At 66.8% G+C, this 19,358-nt stretch carries 17 protein-coding genes; 11 read left to right on the top strand and 6 right to left on the bottom strand.

Going from position 1 to position 19,358, the window contains the following annotated elements; all coding sequences use genetic code 11:
- Window positions 1-118 precede the first annotated feature (118 nt).
- The 5 genes from ACTHNQ_RS01250 to glf all read left to right on the top strand — a co-directional run bounded on the left by ACTHNQ_RS01250 (window position 119) and on the right by glf (window position 4,668).
- A complete protein-coding gene (locus ACTHNQ_RS01250) occupies window positions 119-802 on the top strand; it encodes a glycosyltransferase family 2 protein (RefSeq protein WP_440330637.1) in 684 nt (227 codons plus the stop codon).
- 6 nt (window positions 803-808) lie between these two features.
- A complete protein-coding gene (locus tag ACTHNQ_RS01245) occupies window positions 809-1,186 on the top strand; it encodes a DUF2304 domain-containing protein (RefSeq protein ID WP_440330627.1) in 378 nt (125 codons plus the stop codon).
- Between the two features lie 170 nt (window positions 1,187-1,356).
- A complete protein-coding gene (locus tag ACTHNQ_RS01240) occupies window positions 1,357-2,556 on the top strand; it encodes a hypothetical protein (RefSeq protein WP_440330626.1) in 1,200 nt (399 codons plus the stop codon).
- A gap of 45 nt (window positions 2,557-2,601) precedes the next feature.
- Window positions 2,602-3,483 (top strand): glycosyltransferase family 2 protein, encoded by an 882-nt coding sequence (locus tag ACTHNQ_RS01235; protein ID WP_440330625.1) that lies wholly within the window; start codon window positions 2,602-2,604, stop codon window positions 3,481-3,483.
- A gap of 48 nt (window positions 3,484-3,531) precedes the next feature.
- Complete coding sequence (gene glf, locus ACTHNQ_RS01230) at window positions 3,532-4,668, top strand: UDP-galactopyranose mutase (RefSeq protein ID WP_440330624.1); 1,137 nt, start codon at window positions 3,532-3,534, stop codon at window positions 4,666-4,668.
- Between the two features lie 293 nt (window positions 4,669-4,961).
- Here glf and ACTHNQ_RS01225 read toward each other — a convergent pair whose 3' ends face one another.
- Window positions 4,962-7,460: a glycosyltransferase gene (locus ACTHNQ_RS01225; RefSeq protein ID WP_440330623.1), complete on the bottom strand. Its 2,499-nt coding sequence runs from the start codon at window positions 7,458-7,460 to the stop codon at window positions 4,962-4,964.
- A 137-nt stretch (window positions 7,461-7,597) separates the two neighbouring features.
- On the opposite strand from ACTHNQ_RS01225, the gene ACTHNQ_RS01220 reads away from it, so the two are divergent.
- From ACTHNQ_RS01220 to ACTHNQ_RS01210, 3 genes are read left to right on the top strand one after another with little or no spacing between them, the layout of a single operon-like run.
- Window positions 7,598-8,515 carry an ABC transporter permease gene (locus ACTHNQ_RS01220; RefSeq protein ID WP_440330622.1) on the top strand — a complete coding sequence of 306 codons (918 nt, stop codon included), beginning with the start codon at window positions 7,598-7,600 and terminating at the stop codon, window positions 8,513-8,515.
- Between the two features lies 1 nt (window position 8,516).
- Window positions 8,517-9,746, top strand: coding sequence for an ABC transporter ATP-binding protein (locus tag ACTHNQ_RS01215; RefSeq protein WP_440330621.1), 1,230 nt, complete (start codon window positions 8,517-8,519; stop codon window positions 9,744-9,746).
- A gap of 43 nt (window positions 9,747-9,789) precedes the next feature.
- Window positions 9,790-11,004: a glycosyltransferase family 2 protein gene (locus ACTHNQ_RS01210; RefSeq protein ID WP_440330620.1), complete on the top strand. Its 1,215-nt coding sequence runs from the start codon at window positions 9,790-9,792 to the stop codon at window positions 11,002-11,004.
- 30 nt (window positions 11,005-11,034) lie between these two features.
- Here ACTHNQ_RS01210 and ACTHNQ_RS01205 read toward each other — a convergent pair whose 3' ends face one another.
- Both ACTHNQ_RS01205 and ACTHNQ_RS01200 read right to left on the bottom strand, forming a co-directional pair.
- Entirely contained in the window at window positions 11,035-12,162 is a 1,128-nt protein-coding gene (locus tag ACTHNQ_RS01205) for a glycosyltransferase (RefSeq protein ID WP_440330619.1), read from the bottom strand.
- Window positions 12,159-12,428: a hypothetical protein gene (locus tag ACTHNQ_RS01200; RefSeq protein WP_440330618.1), complete on the bottom strand. Its 270-nt coding sequence runs from the start codon at window positions 12,426-12,428 to the stop codon at window positions 12,159-12,161. The genes ACTHNQ_RS01205 and ACTHNQ_RS01200 overlap by 4 nt, the downstream gene beginning before the upstream one ends.
- A gap of 153 nt (window positions 12,429-12,581) precedes the next feature.
- On the opposite strand from ACTHNQ_RS01200, the gene ACTHNQ_RS01195 reads away from it, so the two are divergent.
- Window positions 12,582-13,388 (top strand): ABC transporter permease, encoded by an 807-nt coding sequence (locus tag ACTHNQ_RS01195; RefSeq protein ID WP_440330617.1) that lies wholly within the window; start codon window positions 12,582-12,584, stop codon window positions 13,386-13,388.
- Window positions 13,388-14,137, top strand: coding sequence for an ABC transporter ATP-binding protein (locus ACTHNQ_RS01190; protein ID WP_440330616.1), 750 nt, complete (start codon window positions 13,388-13,390; stop codon window positions 14,135-14,137). The genes ACTHNQ_RS01195 and ACTHNQ_RS01190 overlap by 1 nt, the downstream gene beginning before the upstream one ends.
- Window positions 14,138-14,139: 2 nt before the next feature.
- Here the strand turns inward: ACTHNQ_RS01190 and ACTHNQ_RS01185 are convergent, their stop codons facing one another.
- The 3 genes from ACTHNQ_RS01185 to ACTHNQ_RS01175 form a co-directional block, all read right to left on the bottom strand.
- On the bottom strand, window positions 14,140-15,126 hold the full coding sequence (locus ACTHNQ_RS01185) for a glycosyltransferase family 2 protein (RefSeq protein ID WP_440330615.1): 987 nt from the start codon (window positions 15,124-15,126) through the stop codon (window positions 14,140-14,142).
- A 72-nt stretch (window positions 15,127-15,198) separates the two neighbouring features.
- Window positions 15,199-16,551: an O-antigen ligase family protein gene (locus tag ACTHNQ_RS01180; RefSeq protein WP_440330614.1), complete on the bottom strand. Its 1,353-nt coding sequence runs from the start codon at window positions 16,549-16,551 to the stop codon at window positions 15,199-15,201.
- Entirely contained in the window at window positions 16,548-18,005 is a 1,458-nt protein-coding gene (locus ACTHNQ_RS01175) for an O-antigen ligase family protein (RefSeq protein ID WP_440330613.1), read from the bottom strand. Before ACTHNQ_RS01175 ends, ACTHNQ_RS01180 begins: the two co-directional genes overlap by 4 nt.
- A gap of 57 nt (window positions 18,006-18,062) precedes the next feature.
- Here ACTHNQ_RS01175 and manA point away from each other — a divergent pair, with 57 nt between their 5' ends.
- Window positions 18,063-19,211: a mannose-6-phosphate isomerase, class I gene (gene manA, locus ACTHNQ_RS01170; RefSeq protein WP_440330612.1), complete on the top strand. Its 1,149-nt coding sequence runs from the start codon at window positions 18,063-18,065 to the stop codon at window positions 19,209-19,211.
- Window positions 19,212-19,358 lie beyond the last annotated feature (147 nt).

Raw genomic sequence — 19,358 nt, 5'->3', positions numbered from 1 at the left:
ATGAGTGGTCGTCGTGGGGTTACGGCGAGCGAGTCCAGTTGGATGTGCGTGCGGAGACCGTCATGCGCCACCGCGGCCCCGGAACAAGGAACCGGTGAGAAGTCAGATCGAGGAGAACATGGACGTCGCGAGCAGCAACGACGATGTGTGGTTGATCGTGCCGCTGTTCAACGAGGCGAGCGTGGTCCGGGACGTCGTCGCCGACGCCAGGCTCACCTTCCCGAACATCGTGTGCGTCGATGACGGTAGCACCGACCACTCGATCGCAGAGGCGCTCGCCGGTGGCGCGACGGTGTTGCGGCATCCCATCAATCTCGGGCAGGGCGCGGCGCTGCAGACGGGCATCGAGTTCGCCCGTGAGCAGCCGGGTGCGCAGTACTTCGTCACCTTCGACTCCGACGGTCAGCACCAGGTCTCCGACGCGGTGGCGATGGTCGAGAGGCTCCGCGCGGAGCCGTACGACATCATCGTCGGCTCACGATTCCTCGACGCACGCACGAATGCGAGCGCGCTCAAGAAGCTCGTGCTGCGCCTCGCTGTGCTGTTCGAGCGCATCTCGACGGGGGTTCGCCTCACGGACGCGCACAACGGATTGCGCGCGTTCAACCTGCGTACGGCGTTCTCGCTCAACATCAAGCAGAACCGCATGGCTCACGCCAGTGAGATCGTGGCGCAGATCGGGTCGAACCATCTGCGCTACGCGGAGCAGCCCGTGCACATCGTCTACACCGACTACTCCCGCTCGAAGGGCCAGTCGTTGTGGAACTCCGTCAACATCCTCAGCGAACTCTTCGTCAAGTAGGGCCGCATGTTCGATCAGATCATCATCAAGGCGCTGCTGGTCGCAGCCTTCGTCGCTTTCGCGGTCATCCTCCTCAAGCCCGGCGGGTCCGCGCGGACCCAGGCCATGCGCACCATCACCCTTCTGCTGCTGCTCGTCGCCGCCGTGTACGCGGTCGTGTTCCCCGAGGTGGTCAACAACCTTGCTGTCGCGGTCGGCGTCGGACGAGGGACCGACCTGCTCCTCTACGCGTTCATCATCGTGTTCGTCGCCAACGCGCTCACGACGGTCCGCAAGCGCCGGGCCCAGGATGCGCAGATCACTCAGCTCGCACGACAGATCGCGCTGCGCAGCCCGGAATCGCAGAGCGATCCGCAGTCCGACCCCCCCGGTCGTCAGCGCTGAGCCGATCGCCGCGCGGGGTCGACGGTCGCGCTGTGCGCGGCTTCCGCGACCGCGGTGCCTCCGGAGTGCGCGGCTAGAATGGCCTGTCGTGGATGAGGCATGCGATGGCTGAGGCGGCTGCGGGTGCACAGGCGCGCAGCGGCTTGCGATCCCTCGTTCCAGCGATGCTCTTGACGAGCATTCTCGGCTACTCGCTCCAGCTCGCCGTTCCGCTCATCGTCGACAGCACGACGTACGTGCAGTTCAGCACGTTTTGGGCGACTCTGTTCCTCTGCGTCGCCGCGTGCTCCGGCGTGCAGCAGGAGGTCACGCGCGCCTCGGCGCCGGTCGAGGGACGCGCCGCATCCGGCGGGGTCCTGCGGCGCTACGCGACCATCGTCGCGACGGCTTCGCTGTGCGTGTCAGTGATCGTCGGCGTCGCGGTGGCCGTGGCCGTGATGCGTGTCGAGATCGTCGGAGTGGTGATCGCGCTCACGGTCGGTGTCGTCGGCTACGCGGTCCTCGCCGCCGTGGCGGGCGCCATGTATGGGATGCGTCGGTGGTCAGGGGTCGTCTGGTCGATCCTGGCGGATCCGGTGCTCCGCACGGTCACCGTGGGAGTGGTGGTGATCGCTGCAGTCGCGCTCGGCCGCACTCCAGATCTGATACCCCTGATGTTCGCCGTCGCGGTCCCGTTCGTCTTCGCGGCCGTCATCGTGGGGTATCGGTTCCGAGGCGACCTGCGCACTCGTCTCGCTCTCGACACCCCGGTAGCGGGCTTGCTGCGCAACACCATGCACACCGTGGTGGCGGCGACCTCCACGGGACTGATGGTTTCGGGATTGCCTCTGCTCATCGGCGCCATCGGGCACGCCGTCCCGGCCAGTCTCGTCGCGGGGTCCATCCTTCTGGTCACCGTGGTCCGAGCACCCCTGATCAGCCCCATGCTCGCGCTGCAGAGCTACCTCACGGTGAGCTTCCGCACGGAACCCGCTCGAGCGAACCGGCGCGTGTTGCTCATCTCCGCCGTGATCCTGGGCGTGGCCGGGTTCCTCGCGGTGGTCGTGGCGATCTGGGGTCCGGGAGTCGTCGCGGCGGTCGTGCCCAAATACACGTTGCCGGAGACCGCCGCCATCGTGGCGTCCCTGCTCTCCGCCGGGCTGGTGGCGGTGCTGTGCGTCACCGGCGCAGCGGTCCTGGCGCTTGGTTCCCACAGGCTGTTCGCTGCAGGCTGGGTCGTTTCCTCGGTCGTGATGGTGGCCGTGGCACTGGTGCCACTTCCGTTCACGTGGCGACTCGCGTTCACACTCGTGGTCGGGCCGGCGGTGGGCGTCGGCGTGCACGCCGCGGGGCTCCTGCGCGCGCGGGTTCCTTCCAGAGCCGCCCCGTAGAATCGACAGGGAGCCATGCCCTGGCCCCGTGAGAAAGGAATGATCTTGACGGTTACCGTCGACGTGATGTTGCCGTACTACGGCGACGTCGACCAGATGAAGCTCGCTGTCGAGAGCGTCCTCTCGCAGACCTACCCGCATTGGCGTCTCGTCGTGATCGACGACGGCTATCCGGACCCGGAACCTGCGCGGTGGTTCGGCGACATCTCGGACCCGCGGGTCGCGTACCAGCGCAACGAGGTCAACCTGGGAGCCAACGGCAACTATCGCAAGGCCGTCGACCTCGTCACCGCCGATTGGTTCGTGATGATGGGGGCCGACGACGTGATGGGGCATGACTACATCGAGTCGGTCGTCGCCGCCATCGAGACACCCGACGTGGACGTCGTCCAGCCCGGTGTGAACGTCATCGACGAGAATGGGACGGTGGTGCTCCCGCTCGCCGACAGGCTGAAGCGGATGCTGTCGCTCAAGCCGCCCGCAGGTGGGATCGTCGTGAGCGGCGAGCCGCTCGCTGCCAGCCTGCTGCGCGCGAACTGGGCCTACTTCCCGTCGCTTGCGTGGCGCACCACGACGGTGCGGGCGATCGGCTTCCGTCAGGGCCTTGACGTCGTCCAGGATCTCGCGCTGATCCTCGACATCACCGCGTCCGGTGGGCGGATGATCGTCTTCCCAGAGAAGGTGTTCTCGTACCGGCGACACTCGCAGTCGGACTCGTCAGTGCGGGCGCTCGACGGCCGTCGCTTCGATGAGGAGCGCCGATTCTTCGAGGGCGAGGCCGAGCGGTTCGCCGGCATGGGCTGGAAGAAGGCGGCCGGCGCGGCGCGAACGCACATCACCTCTCGCCTGAACGCCGCCTCGCTGCTGCCGAAGGCGATGACGAAGGGCGGCTCGCCGTCCGCGCTCGCTCGCCACATCTTCTCCTGACCTGCCCGTTCTCTTCATTCGCGACCACTGACAGGACTCAACATCTCCATGGATCTTCTCATCGTCGGCTCCGGCTTCTTTGGGCTCACCGTCGCAGAACGCGCTGCCGCGGCCGGTCGCAAGGTGACAGTGATCGATCGTCGGCCGCACATCGGGGGGAACGCCTACAGCGAGTTCGAGCCCGAGACCGGGATCGAGGTGCACAAGTACGGCGCGCACCTCTTCCACACCTCGAACCGGACCGTATGGGAGTACGCCAACCGCTTCACGACGTTCACGAACTACGTCCACCGCGTGTACACGAACCACAAGGGCGTCGTGTACCCGCTCCCCATCAACCTCGGGACGATCAACCAGTTCTTCCAGGCCGCGTACACGCCCGACGAGGCCCGCGAACTCGTCCATGAGCTCGCGGGGGAGTTCGAGGCCAACGACGCCGCGAACCTCGAGGAGAAGGGCATCGCGCTCATCGGGCGCCCGCTGTACGAGGCGTTCATCCGGGACTACACGGGCAAGCAGTGGCAGACCGATCCGAAGGAGCTCCCTGCAGAGGTCATCAGCCGGCTGCCCGTTCGCTACAACTACGATAACCGGTACTTCAACGACACATGGGAGGGGCTCCCGACCGACGGCTACACCGCCTGGCTCGAGCGGATGGGCGACCACCCGAACATCGAGGTCAGGCTCAGCACCGACTTCTTCGACGAATCGCAACCGCTCAATAAGAAGGCCACCGTCGGCCAGCTGCCGATCGTCTACACCGGTCCGGTCGACCGCTACTTCGACTACGCCGAGGGTGCCCTCTCGTGGCGCACGATCGACCTCGAGGAGGAGGTGCTGCAGGTCGGGGACTTCCAGGGCACCTCGGTCATGAACTACGCCGACGCGGACGTTCCCTACACCCGCATCCACGAGTTCCGGCACTTCCACCCCGAGCGCGAGGACCGCTACCCCAAGGACAAGACGGTCATCATGCGCGAGTTCTCGCGCTTCGCGGGGCGCGATGACGAGCCTTATTACCCGGTCAACACACCGGAGGACCGCGCGGGTCTGCTGGCGTACCGCGAGCTCGGCAAGGGGGAGGCCGACGTCTACTTCGGCGGGCGCCTTGGCACCTATCAGTACCTCGACATGCACATGGCGATCGGCGCGGCGCTGTCGATGTGGAACAACCAGTTCGCCTGAGCCTCTCGCGAACGTCCGCCCTCCCTCGGTCTGCCTCGGCGGCGTGGGAGGGGGAGTCGTTCCCGGTGCCTACCGAGGGTCGGCCGCGCATTGTCCGCCGGCAAACGCCGAGCGCTGTTACGCTCCGTCGTGCCGCCGCCTCGTGCAAGGGGAGCGTCGGCCGACGTCTGGGCTCTCGACGTCAGCTCCGTCGCGCCGACGTTCGCCCGGCGCCCCGACGCAAGGGAAGGCACCCGGGAGTCGTGTGCGGCAACCCGCTGGCGATGGCCCGGTAGATGCCGTGTCCGCGACGATCAGCGTGACAGCCAGCGCTGCATGCGGGTGCCGAGGCCGTTGATCCCCTCGGAGCGGAGGTAGTACATCGCGAGCCGTGTGTTGCGCCCCAGGCCGGGCGGCAGTGCGCGAAGCGCGTCGACGCGCGCAGGGCGATGGATCCACTGCTCGACCTTCTGGTCGCCTGCCAAGAGGCGGTCGGGGGCCCGTCGCGGCGACACGCAGAACTGGACGAGGGGCGCCAGCACGCGGTCCCACGTGAAGTCTTCGCGCGCCGAGGCCACCTGTCGTTTCGCGAGAGCCTGGAAGTCTTCGTCGTACAGCACTTTCTCGATGGCCGCCGCCAGAGCATCGACGTCCTGTTCCGGCACCGTGACGCCCAGCGGCGCCGTCGCGATCAGGTCGGCGAAGCTGTCACCGCGGGTCGTGACCATCGGAAGGCCCGCCCAGAGGTAGTCGAGGATGCGCGTGCGGAAGGAGAACGTCGTCTCGACGTGCTCGTAGTGCGTGCTCACACCAGCATCCGCGTCGAGAAGGTAGTTGTGGCGATCGTCAAGGGCGACCCATTCGCGATTGAAGAAGACGTTCTTGTCGGTGAGGCCGAGCTCGTCGGCCAGACGCCGCGTCTCGGTGACGATTGCCATTTCTGGGACGTCGGGGTTCGGGTGGGTCACTCCGAGGAAGAAGAGCTTCGCGTCGGGGTGCCGGTCGGCGACCTTGCGCATGGCGCGGATGAGCGTGGCGGTGTCGAACCAGTTGTAGATGCCACCGCCCCAGAGGATCACCTTGTCGTCGGGGCCGATCCCCGGCATGGTGCCCTTGATGGCGTGGCGCGTCTGTTCGGGGACCTCGTCCTCCAGGCCGAACGGGACGATCGCGATCAGGTCCTCGAGCGAGTTGTCTGCCTCGTAGGTGAGGGCGTTCACGCGTCCGAGGGCGGCGAGCTGTCCGAGCCAGAACGCGCGCTGCTTCTCCGTCGCGCAGATGAAGAAGTCCGCGCGGGCGATCTGCTGATTGAGCACCGCGGTCGCCGAGGCGATCTGGTTCTGCCAGCGGTCGAATCCGTGGTCACGCCCCTGCTCCAGCTGTTCGAGATGCATCGGGTCGTAGAGATCGGCCACGAGGATCTTCCTGGTCACGGCGAGACAGTGGAAGTGGTGGAGTGCGTACCCCTGCACCAGGACCACGTCGGCCCACTTCTCGTGCTCGTGCATCGCCGCGTTGTCGTGCACATCGACGTGATCGACACGGAACGTCTTAGACTTGCGCTTGGCGGCGTTCCAGGTGACCAGGCGCACATCCGCGGCGTCAGCCAGACGTTCGCTGATGCGCCAGGCGCGGATCGCGGGACCGGCCATCTTCTCGCCGAGCGAGTCGCCGGTCACCACGAGCACGCGGACGCGACGCGCGGGCGTGCGGATGTCGAGCGCGTTCATGATGCGGCGCAGTCCGTCGATGTAGCGGGGGCTGTGGTACAGCGGCGTTCCCATGTCGCCGAACATCGGGAAAAGGTCGGAATCCCGCACCGTCCGTTGCGACTGCAGGCGCGAACGCTCCGCCGCTAGCTCGGGAAGGAGTTCGACGAACTGGTCGATCGCGAAAAGGCCGGCCAGTGCCTCCTTGTCGACCGGGGTGGTCGGGTCGAACTCGTCCGCAGCGCCGGTGAAGGCGCGGATGTCGAACTGCGTCGAGTCCAGTCCGCTCTTGGCGACGGAGCGGCGCGCGGCGAGTGCAAGGGCGCCGGGCAGGAAGCGGGCGAGGTTCTCATCGTCGAGGTTCTTGAAGAGAAGGATGAGGGCGTTGCGCTCCAGCAGGTACATCTCGCGATACGCGCCGAAGCTTCGCATCGACCCGTGATGCTTGTGGAACACGACGGAATCCGGGGCGAATCGCACCCGGTAGCCCAGGAGGTTCAGTCGCCACCCGAGGTCGACGTCGTCGTAGAACATGAAGAGACGCTCGTCGAAGCCGCCCACCTCCTCGAAGACCGCGGCGCGCACGAACAGTGCGGAGCCCGTTCCGAAGAGGATGTCGCGCGGCGCGTCGAACGCGCCAGTGTCCTGTTCGGTCACATGAGACTTAAAGCCCATGCCGAACCAAGTGACCTCGCCACCAACGAAGTCGATGTGCTTCCCGTCCCAGTCGAGCACCTTGCTCGCCACGGCGGCGATCTGCAGGCTGGTGTGGAAGGGCTGCACGCCTTGCGCGATCCATTGCGGGTGGGGGCGGGAGTCGTTGTTGAGGAAGGCGACGAACTCGCCCTTGGCGTGACGTGCACCCAGGTTCGAGCCGCCCGTGAACCCGAGGTTCTTCTTCGACCTGATCAGGGTGATCCGGTCGCCGAGGCGGCGCAGTCGCTCGTAGCTGTCGTCGCCTGAGCCGTTCTCGACGACGACGATCTCGAGCAGCTCGCGGGGCCACTCGACCTGTTCGAGGTGTTCGATGCAGGTGATGGTGTCATCGGCTCCTCGGAAGTTGACGATGACGACGGAAACGACCCCGCTGGACGGCTTACTCAAACGATTCTCCCTGCCCGAAACCCGCGCCGATGCTAGCAGACAGGCCTGTCCGAACACGGAAAGCGTCCAGGCTTGGAGCATTACCCGCAGGGTATAGTTGGTCGCTGTTTGTTCGTGGTAGAGAGTGATGGATTCCGGTGACTGAAAGCGCCGCACAGCGGTTCGCGCGACTCGGATCCGAGTCGCTGACGCCGGTCTCTTCGGGGCAGACCGGCGTGTTCGGGATGTGGGCCTCGCTGCGGGATGTCCTCGGGCACCGCCAGTTGCTTGCACTGCTCGTCCGCCGGGATATCAAGGCGCGCTATAAGGACAGCGTCCTGGGCCTGCTCTGGACCCTGATCAACCCGATCGTCCAGCTCACGGTCTACTACGTCGTGATGGGGCAGTTTCTCGGCGCGGCGCGCGGGATCGACAACTTCGCGATCTACATCTTCTCGGGTCTGACCATCTACGGGCTCTTCTCCGAGACCCTGTCCGGCGCGACGGGGTCGATCGTCGCGAACTCCGGGCTGGTGCGGAAGGTCTACGTGCCGCGCGAGGTGTTCCCCCTGTCGAGCGTCGGGGCCGCGCTGTTTACTTTCGGCGTGCAGCTTCTCGTTCTGATCGCCGCTTGCCTTCTGTTCGGCGTGCCCCCGGTCTGGCCCGACATCCTCTACGCGGTACCGTCCGTGGTGATCATCCTGGTCTATGGCACCGCGCTGGGACTGTTGCTGTCCGCGCTCAACGTCTACCTTCGTGATGTTCAGTACCTCACCCAGGTGCTCCTGATGCTCGCGATGTGGGCTTCGCCGATCGTGTACGGCTGGACCATGGTGCACCAGGTCTTCACGAGCTTCGGCTTCCCGGCATGGTTGCTCGGGATCTATACCAACAGCCCACTGACCCTCGCTGTGCTCGGGTTCCACAAGGCCTTCTGGACAAGCGGCTCCGCCGCGGACTACCCCGACGGGCTCGGCGTGCGCATGCTGATCGCCATCGTCGTCGGATTCGTGCTGGTGTGGGTCTGCCAACGCATTTTCGCCCGGCTGCAGGGCAACTTCGCTCAGGAGCTCTGACATGTCCATGACCACCGACAACACCAACCAGACAGGCCCGGACGTCGTTATCATCGAGGACGTGTCCAAGCGCTTCGTTATGCGCCGGGACAACTCGCTCAAAGAGCGGATCGTGACGCTCGGCCGCCGCGGTCGCGCCCATCAAGAAGTCTTTGACTCCCTGAAGCACGTATCGGTCCGCATCCCTGCGGGCACTTCGATCGGTTTGATGGGCCCGAACGGCTCGGGCAAGAGCACGCTGCTCAAGATTATCGGCGGGATTATTGACCCGTCGGAGGGACGCGTGCTGCGCCGCGGGCGCCTCGCCGCGCTACTCGAGCTCGGTGCAGGGTTCCACCCCGACCTCTCGGGTCGCGACAACGTGTACCTGAACGCCTCGATCCTCGGGCTCTCGAAGGAAGAGACCGACGCGCAGTTCGACAGCATCGTCGCCTTCTCCGAGATCGGCGACTTCATCGACACGCAGGTGAAGTTCTACTCGTCGGGCATGTATGTGCGACTCGCATTCGCCGTTGCCGTGCACACCGATCCGGACATCCTGTTGGTCGATGAGGTGCTCGCGGTCGGCGACGAGGCCTTTCAGCGCAAGTGCATGGACAAGATTCGACAATTCCAGCGGGAAGGGCGCACGATCATTCTTGTGTCGCACTCCGCAAGCCAGGTGATGGATGTGTGCGACCAGGGCGTGGTCCTGCGCAACGGCGAGGTCGCCTTCGTGGGGTCGGCCGCGGACGCGACGAAGATCCATCGCGAGATCCTCGAAGGCAAGCGCAAGCGCTCCGCCGAAGGCGAGAGTTCGGATGTCGAGCGAAAGATCTCGGCCATCCGCGCGGTGCGAGTACTCAACGCCGCCGGTGAACTGACGAAGGATGTTCGGCCCGGCGACGACATCATCGTCCAGATCGACGTCGATCATTCGAATCCTCACGACGAGTGGTATACGACCTTCAGCATCGACACCCCGACCGGTCAGCAGGTCTTCGGCACGGGCGCCCGTCGTCTTGGAGGGTCCCATCAGCCAGTCGGTGCGGGTGTGACGACGGTCGAGTACCTGATCCCGCGCATCACGTTCGGAGGCGGCCAGTACTTCGTCAACGCGGATGTCCTAGACGCCGACCAGCGCCGGCTCGATGTGCTGTGGCAGGCGACGCACTTCTTCGTCCCGGTCGACGATCGTCTCTCGGGAACGGTCTACGCGGAGGCGCGGCTCGTCGATCCATCCGACCGGTGACCGTAATGCTGAGTACTGGCTGTGAATCCCGTAAGGTACTGATGTGCTTCTGGCGATGACGATGATGGTCCGCGACGAACAGGACATCGTCGTCCCGATGATCGAATATCATCTCCACGCGGGTATCGACGTGCTTCTCGTCACCGACAACGCGTCGGTCGACGGAACCCGCGATCTTCTGGCGGCCTACGAAGACGACCCCCGCGTCATCGTGATGGACCATCCGGTGCATGACAAGAATCAGTCCGAGCGGGTGACGGAGATGGCGCGCCGCGCGTACACCGAGTTCGGTGCGGACTGGGTCATCAACGCGGACGCCGACGAGTTCTTCGTTCCTGTGGACCGGGGCCTGAACCTCAAGGAGCTGTTCGAACGTCTACCGCGGAGCCTCGGCTCCGCGAGCGTACCCGTCATCGACATGACTGGTCGCCCTGCGCGTCACGGAAGCGGCCTTCGCCGGCTGACCCGACGAGACCTCCGTCCAGAGGAGACGCTCTATGACCGGGCAGGGCTCCTGGCGCACGCGACGCAGGATGCCATCCACATCGGCGACCCGGACATCCGCGTGTCGCAGGGCAATCACTTCGTGAGCATCGCCAGTGGCGGAGATCTGCCGGAGGATCTTCGGCTGGAGAGTCTGCACTTCCCCTGGCGGTCGTTTGACCAGTTCGCGAACAAGGTCGCAATCTCCGGCCGCGCCTACGACGCCAATCCCGCCCTCACTCCGAGCCCGCGGCACCACGGCATGCGTGACTACCGCTTCCTGAAGGCCGGTGTACTCGAGGAGGTCTACCTGTATCGTCATCCCCTCTCCGCGGAAGGGGCACCGGATGACGTCCCCGTCGATGAGTGGCTGGTGAACAGACTCGCCGAGATCTTGCTCGAGCCGGACGTGCGCCACCCGGAGGTCCTCCGTGCGGCCCTGGACGACACCGACGACGAGGCGTACTCGGACGCAGAGCTAGAGGGCGCTGCACGGGTGGCCCGAGCCGTTCTCGCGATCGAGCACGAGCGCGTGATCGCAGCGACGGAGGCTCGCGACGCGCGCGAGTTCGCAAAGGACGCCCGGAGGCGCATCGAAGCGAGCGACGCGCTGCGTGCAGAAGCCGAGGCGCGTTACGCGCGCGCCTCCGGCGAGCTTCGGATGATCCTGATGAGCAGGCCCTACCGCATCTCGCGGATGTTCGCCGCCCCCGTCCGCGTTTTGCGGGCTGCCATGCGGGCTGCCGTGCGTACGATGAGGCTCCGCGTGGGCTGATACGGGCGGACTTCGCCCCGCGACGATGGGTCAGGATGCGCGGGATTGGGATTGTCTTCCGCTCATGCCGTCGGATGCGCGCCCGAGCACGCTGCGCACCTGTGAGGCGAACAGCTTGCTCATGCGCGCAGGCTCAGCCGCCTTCGCCGCCTCCAGGGCTGCTCCCTGTGGGTCTGACGCGGCGAACCGCCGGAGCCCGTCGACCACACCCTCGGAGAGCGGGAGACCGCGCGGAATGACATGAACCCATGGCGTGTCGGTGTATCCGAGCGACATGTCGCTCTCGCTCATGATGACCGGCAGCCCGAAGCCGGCGGCCAGCAGAAGCACGCCCGAGTTGAGGCCGGCCCGGTACGGCAGCAGCATGGCGTCCGCGGCTCGCATCCAATACTGGACCTCCGACGCCCCGACATAGCCGACATGAAGGTCTACGCCGTCGACGCCGGCAGTGATTCGCTCAAGGGTGGCGATGTCGTAGCCTGGCCCGATCTCCCCCGTGATGAGCAATCGAGTGTCGGGTGCCTGAGCCCGCACGGCCCGCATGGCCGCGACAGCCTCCTCGATCCCCTTGTATGGACGGAGCGTTCCGAACAGAAGCATGATGCGCTCCGAACCGCCGACGCCCAGCCGTTCGCGAGCCGCCTCTTGGGTGATCTCGTCGGGATAGAGCCCGACATAGCTTGGCTGCGGAAGCTCGACGACCTTCTCCTGCGGAAGCGAGTACCACGGCTGCACCGCGGCCGATGCTGCTGCATGTGGGACCGTAATCAGGTCCGATCCATCCGCCAACGCTCGGCAGAGGGCAAGCTCGGGAAGCAGGTGGGAGGCATCGTGCGGAAGCACGTTGTGCACCGTCCAGATCAGCACGACGCCGGTGCGGTGGAGCGCAGCCAAGCTCGACGTTGCGCGTGCCACACGGTCGGACGCTTCCGCGATCGATCCGATTTGGGAGACGGGCGCGGTCCAGTTGACGTGCAGGACGATCCGGTCGCCGCGGTGCCGAGCTTCGTCGACCCATGTGAGATCTTCGAGGTCCGCGATCGGGACGACCCGCGCCCCCGCCTCACGCAGATCCGAGTAGATCAGATCCTGCCAGGGGTTGTTCGGGTAGTAGGGGAAGGCGCCCAGTGTGAGTGGCGGCTGTACAAATTCCGTCATGATCCTCTGAGCACGCGACGTCTCACGTCGCCGTAGCTCCGCGCGAGCTTGTCTGCCAGCCGCACGATTCGGCGATTCCGCGAGCGCTCGAGTTCTGCCTCGAGCGATGCGCACCGACGGTCCGACTCGTGGAGCAGGACCAGCGCCTCATTCAGGTCACGGGCGGCGCACGAATAGAGCAGCTGGAATGCTTCGAGAAGGGTGGCATCCGGTCCGTCGGCCCGCGTGCCGAGGCCGGCAACGGGCATGCGCTCGCCGTTCTGCATTTCGACAGTCTAATTGCGTGGCGACGCCGACACCTCACGTGAGCGAGCCCGAGGACACGGCGGCGACTGACATCAGGGAGCTACTGTCGCCTGGTCGCGACAGGCGGTGCTGCGCTTCGACGCCATCGGCTGTGCCCGCATAGACTCGCTTCTGTGACCACTGCCGCCGTCGGCGCCCCCGGATCGCCCCGGCGCTACCTGCATTCGCTGTGGTTGCTGTCTGCGCGCGACCTCAAGGTGCGCTATTCGACCAGCGCGCTGGGTTACCTGTGGTCGGTCCTCGACCCGCTCGTCATGAGCGCCATCTACTGGTTCGTCTTCACCCAGGTCTTCCAGCGAACAGTCGGCTACGAGCCCTACATCGTCTTCCTCATCACGGCGCTGCTGCCGTGGGTGTGGTTCAACTCGTCCGTGTCCGACTTCACGCGGGCATTCAACCGCGACGCACGCCTGGTGCGCTCCACCGCGATTCCGCGCTCGATCTGGGTCAATCGGATCGTGCTGAGCAAGGGTGTCGAGTTTCTCTGCTCCCTGCCTGTGCTGGCGCTGTTCGTCGTCCTCTCGTACTTCACGGATCATCCGGCGCAGTTGAACTGGGGGCTCGTGTGGATCCCCGTCGCAGTCCTCCTGCAGGCCGTGCTTCTCGTGGGCCTGGGCCTCCTTGTCGCCCCCCTGTGCGTGCTGTGGAACGACCTCGAGCGCACCACCAAGCTGATCCTGCGCGCGCTGTTCTACGCGTCGCCGGTGATCTACGGGGTGGAGGACCTGCCCGGTGTCTTCGAGACGCTCGCGGCGTTCAACCCCCTCGCCGGAATCTTCGCCCTCTACCGCGTGGGATTCTTCGCCGGCGAGTGGGATCCGTGGGTCATCGGCATCGGCGCCGTGATGTCGTTCCTTTTCCTGGCGCTCGGCATCTTCGTATTCCGCCGCCTCGAGCGACCCGTGCTGAAGGAGCTGTGATGGCGGCATCTGATCTCGCGATCGAGGTGAAGGATCTCGGCGTGCGCTTTCGGCGTAACCGGCGAGGACGCCGCAGCATCAAGGACCTGTTCTCGGACTCGACGCGACGCTCCAAGCCGGGCGAATTCTGGGCCCTCCGCGACGTGAGCTTCGACGTGCGCCCCGGCGAGTCGATCGGCGTCGTGGGGCGCAACGGTCAGGGAAAGTCGACGCTGCTCAAGCTGGTCGCAGGCGTGCTGCTCTCCGACGAGGGCACGGTGTCGGTCAACGGCGGGGTCGCGCCCCTCATCGAGATCACGGGCGGATTCGTCGGCGATCTGACGGTGCGCGAGAACGTCCGGCTCACAGCAGGTCTGCACGGCATGTCAAAGTCGGAGGTCGCCCGCCGGTTCGACGGGATCATCGACTTCGCGGAGCTCGAGGACTTCGTGGACACCCCCTACAAGCACCTGAGCAACGGCATGAAGGTGCGACTGGCATTCTCGGTGGTGTCGCAGCTGGAAGAGCCCATCCTGCTGGTCGACGAGGTGCTCGCCGTGGGCGACAAAGCGTTCCGCGAGAAGTGCTACAAGCGCATCGATGAGCTGCTCGCAGACGGGCGCACCCTGTTCTTCGTGTCGCACAGTGAGCGGGACCTGCGCCGGTTCTGCACGCGGGGGCTCTATCTCGACAAGCACCGCCTCGCCATGGACGCACCGATCGACGAGGTCCTCGACCGCTACAACGCCGACTACCCGACGGGCGTCTGAACTCAAGCCTGAGCGGTCGCCGCCTCCAGCGGCGGCATCGGCTGCCACGAGGCATCCTTCGCGATCTTGTGACCGTCGCGCAGCCCCCGGAACAGGTTCGACGTGCCGCGCACGGTGCGCTCGACGAACACCAGGCGGATGAGCTCCTTGCCGAACGTCAGGGTCGTCCCGAGCGCGAACGGCACGGGGCGGTACACGCCGAGCGAGCGGTAGTACTTCTTGATGTATGCCCGGTTTCGCATGATGTAGTAGCGGTACGCGTTGCTCGATGCGTTCATGTGGCGGATGCCCATGTCCCACTGCTTGATCTCGCGGGTGCGGCGCAGCACGAACTCGTCCACGATGACCGACTGAGTCTTGCGCGACGCGAGCCAGCCGTACATCTGGTCGTCCCAGTAGATGAAGAAGCGCGGGTCGGGCAGGCCGATCTGCTGCACGATGTCGCGGTGGATGAACATGCCCTCGAAGCATCCGGAATTCATCGGCTTGTAGCCTGATGCGTCGAATTCGGCGGGTGCGAAGGGGATCGGGATGCCGAGCGGCTCGGCCACCCGGTACTGCCAGTAGAACGCGCTTCCGTCGTAGTCGTACCGGCGTCCCTGGATGCTCTTGAAGCGCGGCGCCCACTTGCCCATCTTGGCGAGCCCGTCGGGGAGGACCTCGACGTCGTCGTCCATGAGCCAGATCCACTCGGAGCCGAGCTCGTAGGCGACGCGCATGCCCTCGCTGAAGCCACCTGAGCCGCCGGTGTTGGTCTCCATGCGCCGGTAGACGATCTCGGCGGGCGCAACGGTTTCGCGGAAGGACTCGACGACCTCACCGGTGTCGTCGGTCGACGCGTTGTCGATGATGACGACGCGGCCGGGCTTCGGATCCATCTCGCCGATGCTCGTGAGCAGGCGCGTCAGCAGGTTCGACCGGTTGTAGGTGACGATGGCGATCGTCGCGGACTGGGGGTCGAACTGCGCGGCGGACGGTACAGGGCTCACGGGCTGATCTCCGGAAGAAGGGGCAGGCGCCGAGACGTCGGGCCGCGTAGAAGCCTACCCTGCGGGGCTCGGCTAACCCTGGGGGCGGGGGTCTCCCGGGGCGTGAGGCAGCCCCTGGTCGCCCTCCGCGCCGGGGCCGCCGGCATCCGCTCCGCTGTCGAGGCGCTCGCGCCAGGAACGCGACTGACCTGCCCGGACCGCGCACAGCACGAGCATGAGCCAGCCGAGGCCGGTGAGGGTGAAGCTCTCGAACATCGAGTCGACGAGCAACGCGACGAGCACGAGCGGCGTCCAGGCGTACACGACGGAGCGGCGCTCGCCGGCCACCAGCCACGACCGGGCCAGGGCGAGCGCGCCGAGTGCGATGAACAGCACGAGGCCGACCCAGCCGAGCTGCAGCGTGACGTCGAAGAAGGAGTTGAGACCGGTCGCGTGCTGTTCGCCCAGGAGCGCGTTGATGGCGTTGAAGGGGAACTCGTGCAGGTCCCACGGTCCGAACCAGCCCCAGCCCTGAACGGGCCGGAACCGGACGATGTCGACCATCCGGTTCCACAGGTCGACGCGCATCGAGAAGTCCGAGCCCGCCCCCAGCAGCGCGATGATCGGATGCCGCGCCGCGTAGCCGACGAAGACGCCGATGACCACGAGCGCGCCGAGCGCGAGCTGCAGGGCCGGCCGCCGTTCGGGCGTCGCGTGGCGCACGAGCGCGAGCGCCGCGACGGCGAGGCCGACGGCGAGGGCGAGCACCACCACGGTGGGGGAGTCGCTGAGGACGGCGAGTCCGCCGGCGAGCACGACCGAGGCGACCGAGACCCCGGGCCGCACGGACTGCGTGCGGTACTCGATCAGGAACGTGATGAGCGCGATGATCGCCACGAAGCCGAGGAGGTTGCGCGTGCCGAAGATGCCCTGGATGGGCCCGAATTCGGCGATGGCGCCCTGGACTCCGAGGAACGTGAAGGGGGTGTCGAGCAGGATGCCGGACAGCACCTCGACGACGAGCGAGGTGGCCAGCAGCACGCGGAGCACGTCGGCCAGTGCGCGCACCGTCTGCAGCGTGTCCCGCACGTGCCCGATGACGACGGCGAGGAACGCGACGCCGAGGAGCGACACCCAGCTCCAGAACGACTTGCCCGAGTCGCTGCTCCAGAAGACGCTCGCGAACGCCCATCCGACGAAGACGATCACGCTGGTGGGCACGAGTCTCAGGAACGAGATCTCGCGCCGACGCACGACCATGACAGCGATCCCGATGAGGCACAGCGATGCGACGATCGTGACGTAGGTGACGTGTCCGGCGACCCGCTCGATGACGAACGCCGAGAAGACGGCGCCGAAGACAGTGAGCGTGTACGCGCGCGCGAAGGATGCCGAGCCCAGCAGAGTGCTGAACCAGCCTGCGCCGGTGTGCGGCGAGTCGGTCACGCGCCGGGTCCTGCGTGTCGCGGCCGGGTGGGGGCATCGCCCACGGCGGCCGGATCCGGGGCGTCGGGCGCGACCGCCTCGCCGCGCTCGATGGCCGCGGTCTGCTCGGCGGGGCCTACGCCCACGTGGGGCGACTGCTTGATCTTGGCCCCGAACATCGCGACGAGCAGCCATCCCCACAGCAGCAGCGGGCCCGACTCGGCGAGGCCCTGCACGAGGAGGATCGCTCCGACGAGGGTGGGCAGCAGCGTCAAGGGGGAGTAGGGGCGATCGGCGCGCAGATCCCAGCGGGGACGGTCGACGGCGAAGAACCACGACCGCCACACGAACGCCAGGTAGACGAGTCCGAGCAGGACGACGCCGATGATCCCCAACTGCATCGAGACGTCGATCCACATGTTGTGGGCCTGCATCACGAGCACCCCGTGATCGGTGATGTGCACGTCGAAGGCGGGGTCGGCCGTCATCCACGGGGTGGCGAAGCCCCACCCGACCCACGGACGCTCCGAGGTGCGTGCGAGCACCTGCTCCCAGATGCCCTCGCGCCCGGTGAGGTCGGCGCTGCGGCCGAGGGCGGTGAAGATCCTGTCGCGCAGGAGCACGAGCGTGACGGCCCCGCCGACGCCGACGAGTGCGTAGGCCACGTAGTACTTGGTGCGCGCTCCCGGCCTCTCGGCGCGGCGCATCAGCAGCACGGTGATCAGCACGATCACCACGGCGGCTGCGGCGACGTACGCGGTGGCGGAGGACGCGCGCACGAACAGGAACGCCGACAGCGCGATCCACACCCAGAGGAACGCCCGCCGCGGCGCGCCGGAGGCGAGCCGGATCGCGAACACGATGATGGCGAGCAGCGCGACCGGGCCGAGCAGATTGGCGTTGCCCATGATGCCCTGCAGGCGACCGCCGTCGAACAGGTTGTTGCGCGACCAGTACTCGATCGGGTCGTCGGCCTTCTCCACGACGAAGCCGGGGAGGATCGGCTGCCCGATGAAGACGGACACCCACAGTTCGAACAGGATCGACAGCGCCATCACCCACTTGAGCGCGGACGCGATCGCACGTACGAGCTCGCGCCACGTGAGGGCGCTGCCGATGAAGAGGGCCTGCGTTGTCGTGATGTAGAGCAGCAGCAGCGTGATGGCCGTCGTCTGGGGCCAGGCCGACCACAGCAGCGACAGCGTCGCCCAGGCGACATAGGCGAGCGCGAACCAGGGGAGGCGCCGGTACTGCACCGGCGGGCGCAGCACGATCCAGAGGATCACCGTGAGGATGCCGCCGCCGATCGTGATGACCGCGGTCGCGAGTTCACCGAACGCGTTGATCCACGCGGTGCCCGAGAACGCCATGAAGAGCACGAAGATGCACCAGGCGCGCAGCATGAGGTGGCCCGTCTTCTCACGGATCGGCGGGCTCGGCGGAGCCGACGCCGGGTGCTTCGAGTAGACGGCCATCGCACTCAGGGTACCGCGACGATCCTTGGAAACACGGGTCGTCGGTAGGCTGGCCGCGTGCTGATTCCCCTCGCGAACGCCCCCCGTGACTATGCCTGGGGCTCCGGTACCCTCATCGCCGAGCTGGAGGGGCGTGCGCCGTCTGGCCGCCCCGAAGCGGAGGTCTGGTTCGGCGACCATCCGGGCGATCCCTCCGAGACCCCGGACGGCCGCACCCTGGACGCGTGGATCGCGTCGGACGGATCGGATGTCGGCATCCCGGCGCCTCTTCCTTACCTGCTGAAGCTGCTGGCCGCGGCATCCGCACTGTCGATCCAGGCGCACCCCTCGAAGGCGCAGGCCGAGGCCGGCTTCGCGCGCGAGGAGGCCGCGGGCATCGCGCGGGACGCCGCCGACCGCACGTATCGCGACGACAACCACAAGCCCGAGCTCATCGTGGCGCTGAGCGAGGAGTTCCGCGCGCTGGCGGGCCTGCGCGACCTGAACGCCTCGCGCCGGCTCATAGCCGGGCTAGGCGAAGGGGCGGCGCCGCTGGCCGAGCGCCTGGCGGAACCGGATGCCTCCCTCGCAGCGGTGATCGGCTGGCTGCTGTCGGACGGCGCAGACGCCGCCCGCGACGTGATCTCTGCCGCCGTGTCGGGGGAGTCCGACGAGTTCGCCGCGGAGCTCGACCTCGTGCGCACGTTGGAGGCCGGCTTTCCGGGCGACCCCGGCATCGTCGTCGCGCTGCTGATGAACCTCGTGACGCTCCGCCGCGGCGAGGGACTCTTCGTGCCGGCCGGCGTGCTGCACGCCTACCTGGAGGGACTCGGCGTGGAGCTCATGGCGGCGAGCGACAACGTGCTGCGGGGTGGGCTCACGCCGAAGCACGTCGACGCGGCCGAGCTCGTGAGCGTGCTCGATCCGGCGCCGGGGCTTCCTCCTGTCATCCTTCCGCGCGACCTCGGGGACGGCGTCCGCGCCTACGACGTGCCGATCGCCGACTTCGCGCTCTATGCCGTGACGCCGGGCGAGGCGCCCGCGACCGTGTCTCTCGACGGCCCGGCGATCGCGCTCGCGACCTCCGGCGCGCCGATCGTCGAGGGGGCGGCATCCCTCTCGAGCTCCGTGCTCGCGCCGGGCGGAGCGGTCCTCGTCACCCCCGGAGAGGGAAGTCTGCGGGTGTCGGGGAGCGGCGAGCTGTTCATCGCCCAGCCCGGTCGCTGACTGCTCTGCATCGCCCGATCCCACGGACCGTTATCACAGTGCGACACGCCGTCGGCGCGTCGTAAAGGTTCAAGAGGCGGTTGAGGATTTAGTATCCGCGACTTGACCTCGGTGAACTACACGGGTGTAATTAGCCGTACACGCACC

The organism is Microbacterium sp. (assembly GCF_051953575.1).
Lineage (GTDB): Bacteria > Actinomycetota > Actinomycetes > Actinomycetales > Microbacteriaceae > Microbacterium.
The sequence above is the reverse complement of the archived record's forward strand: the minus strand, read 5'-3'. Positions and strand labels throughout refer to the sequence as shown.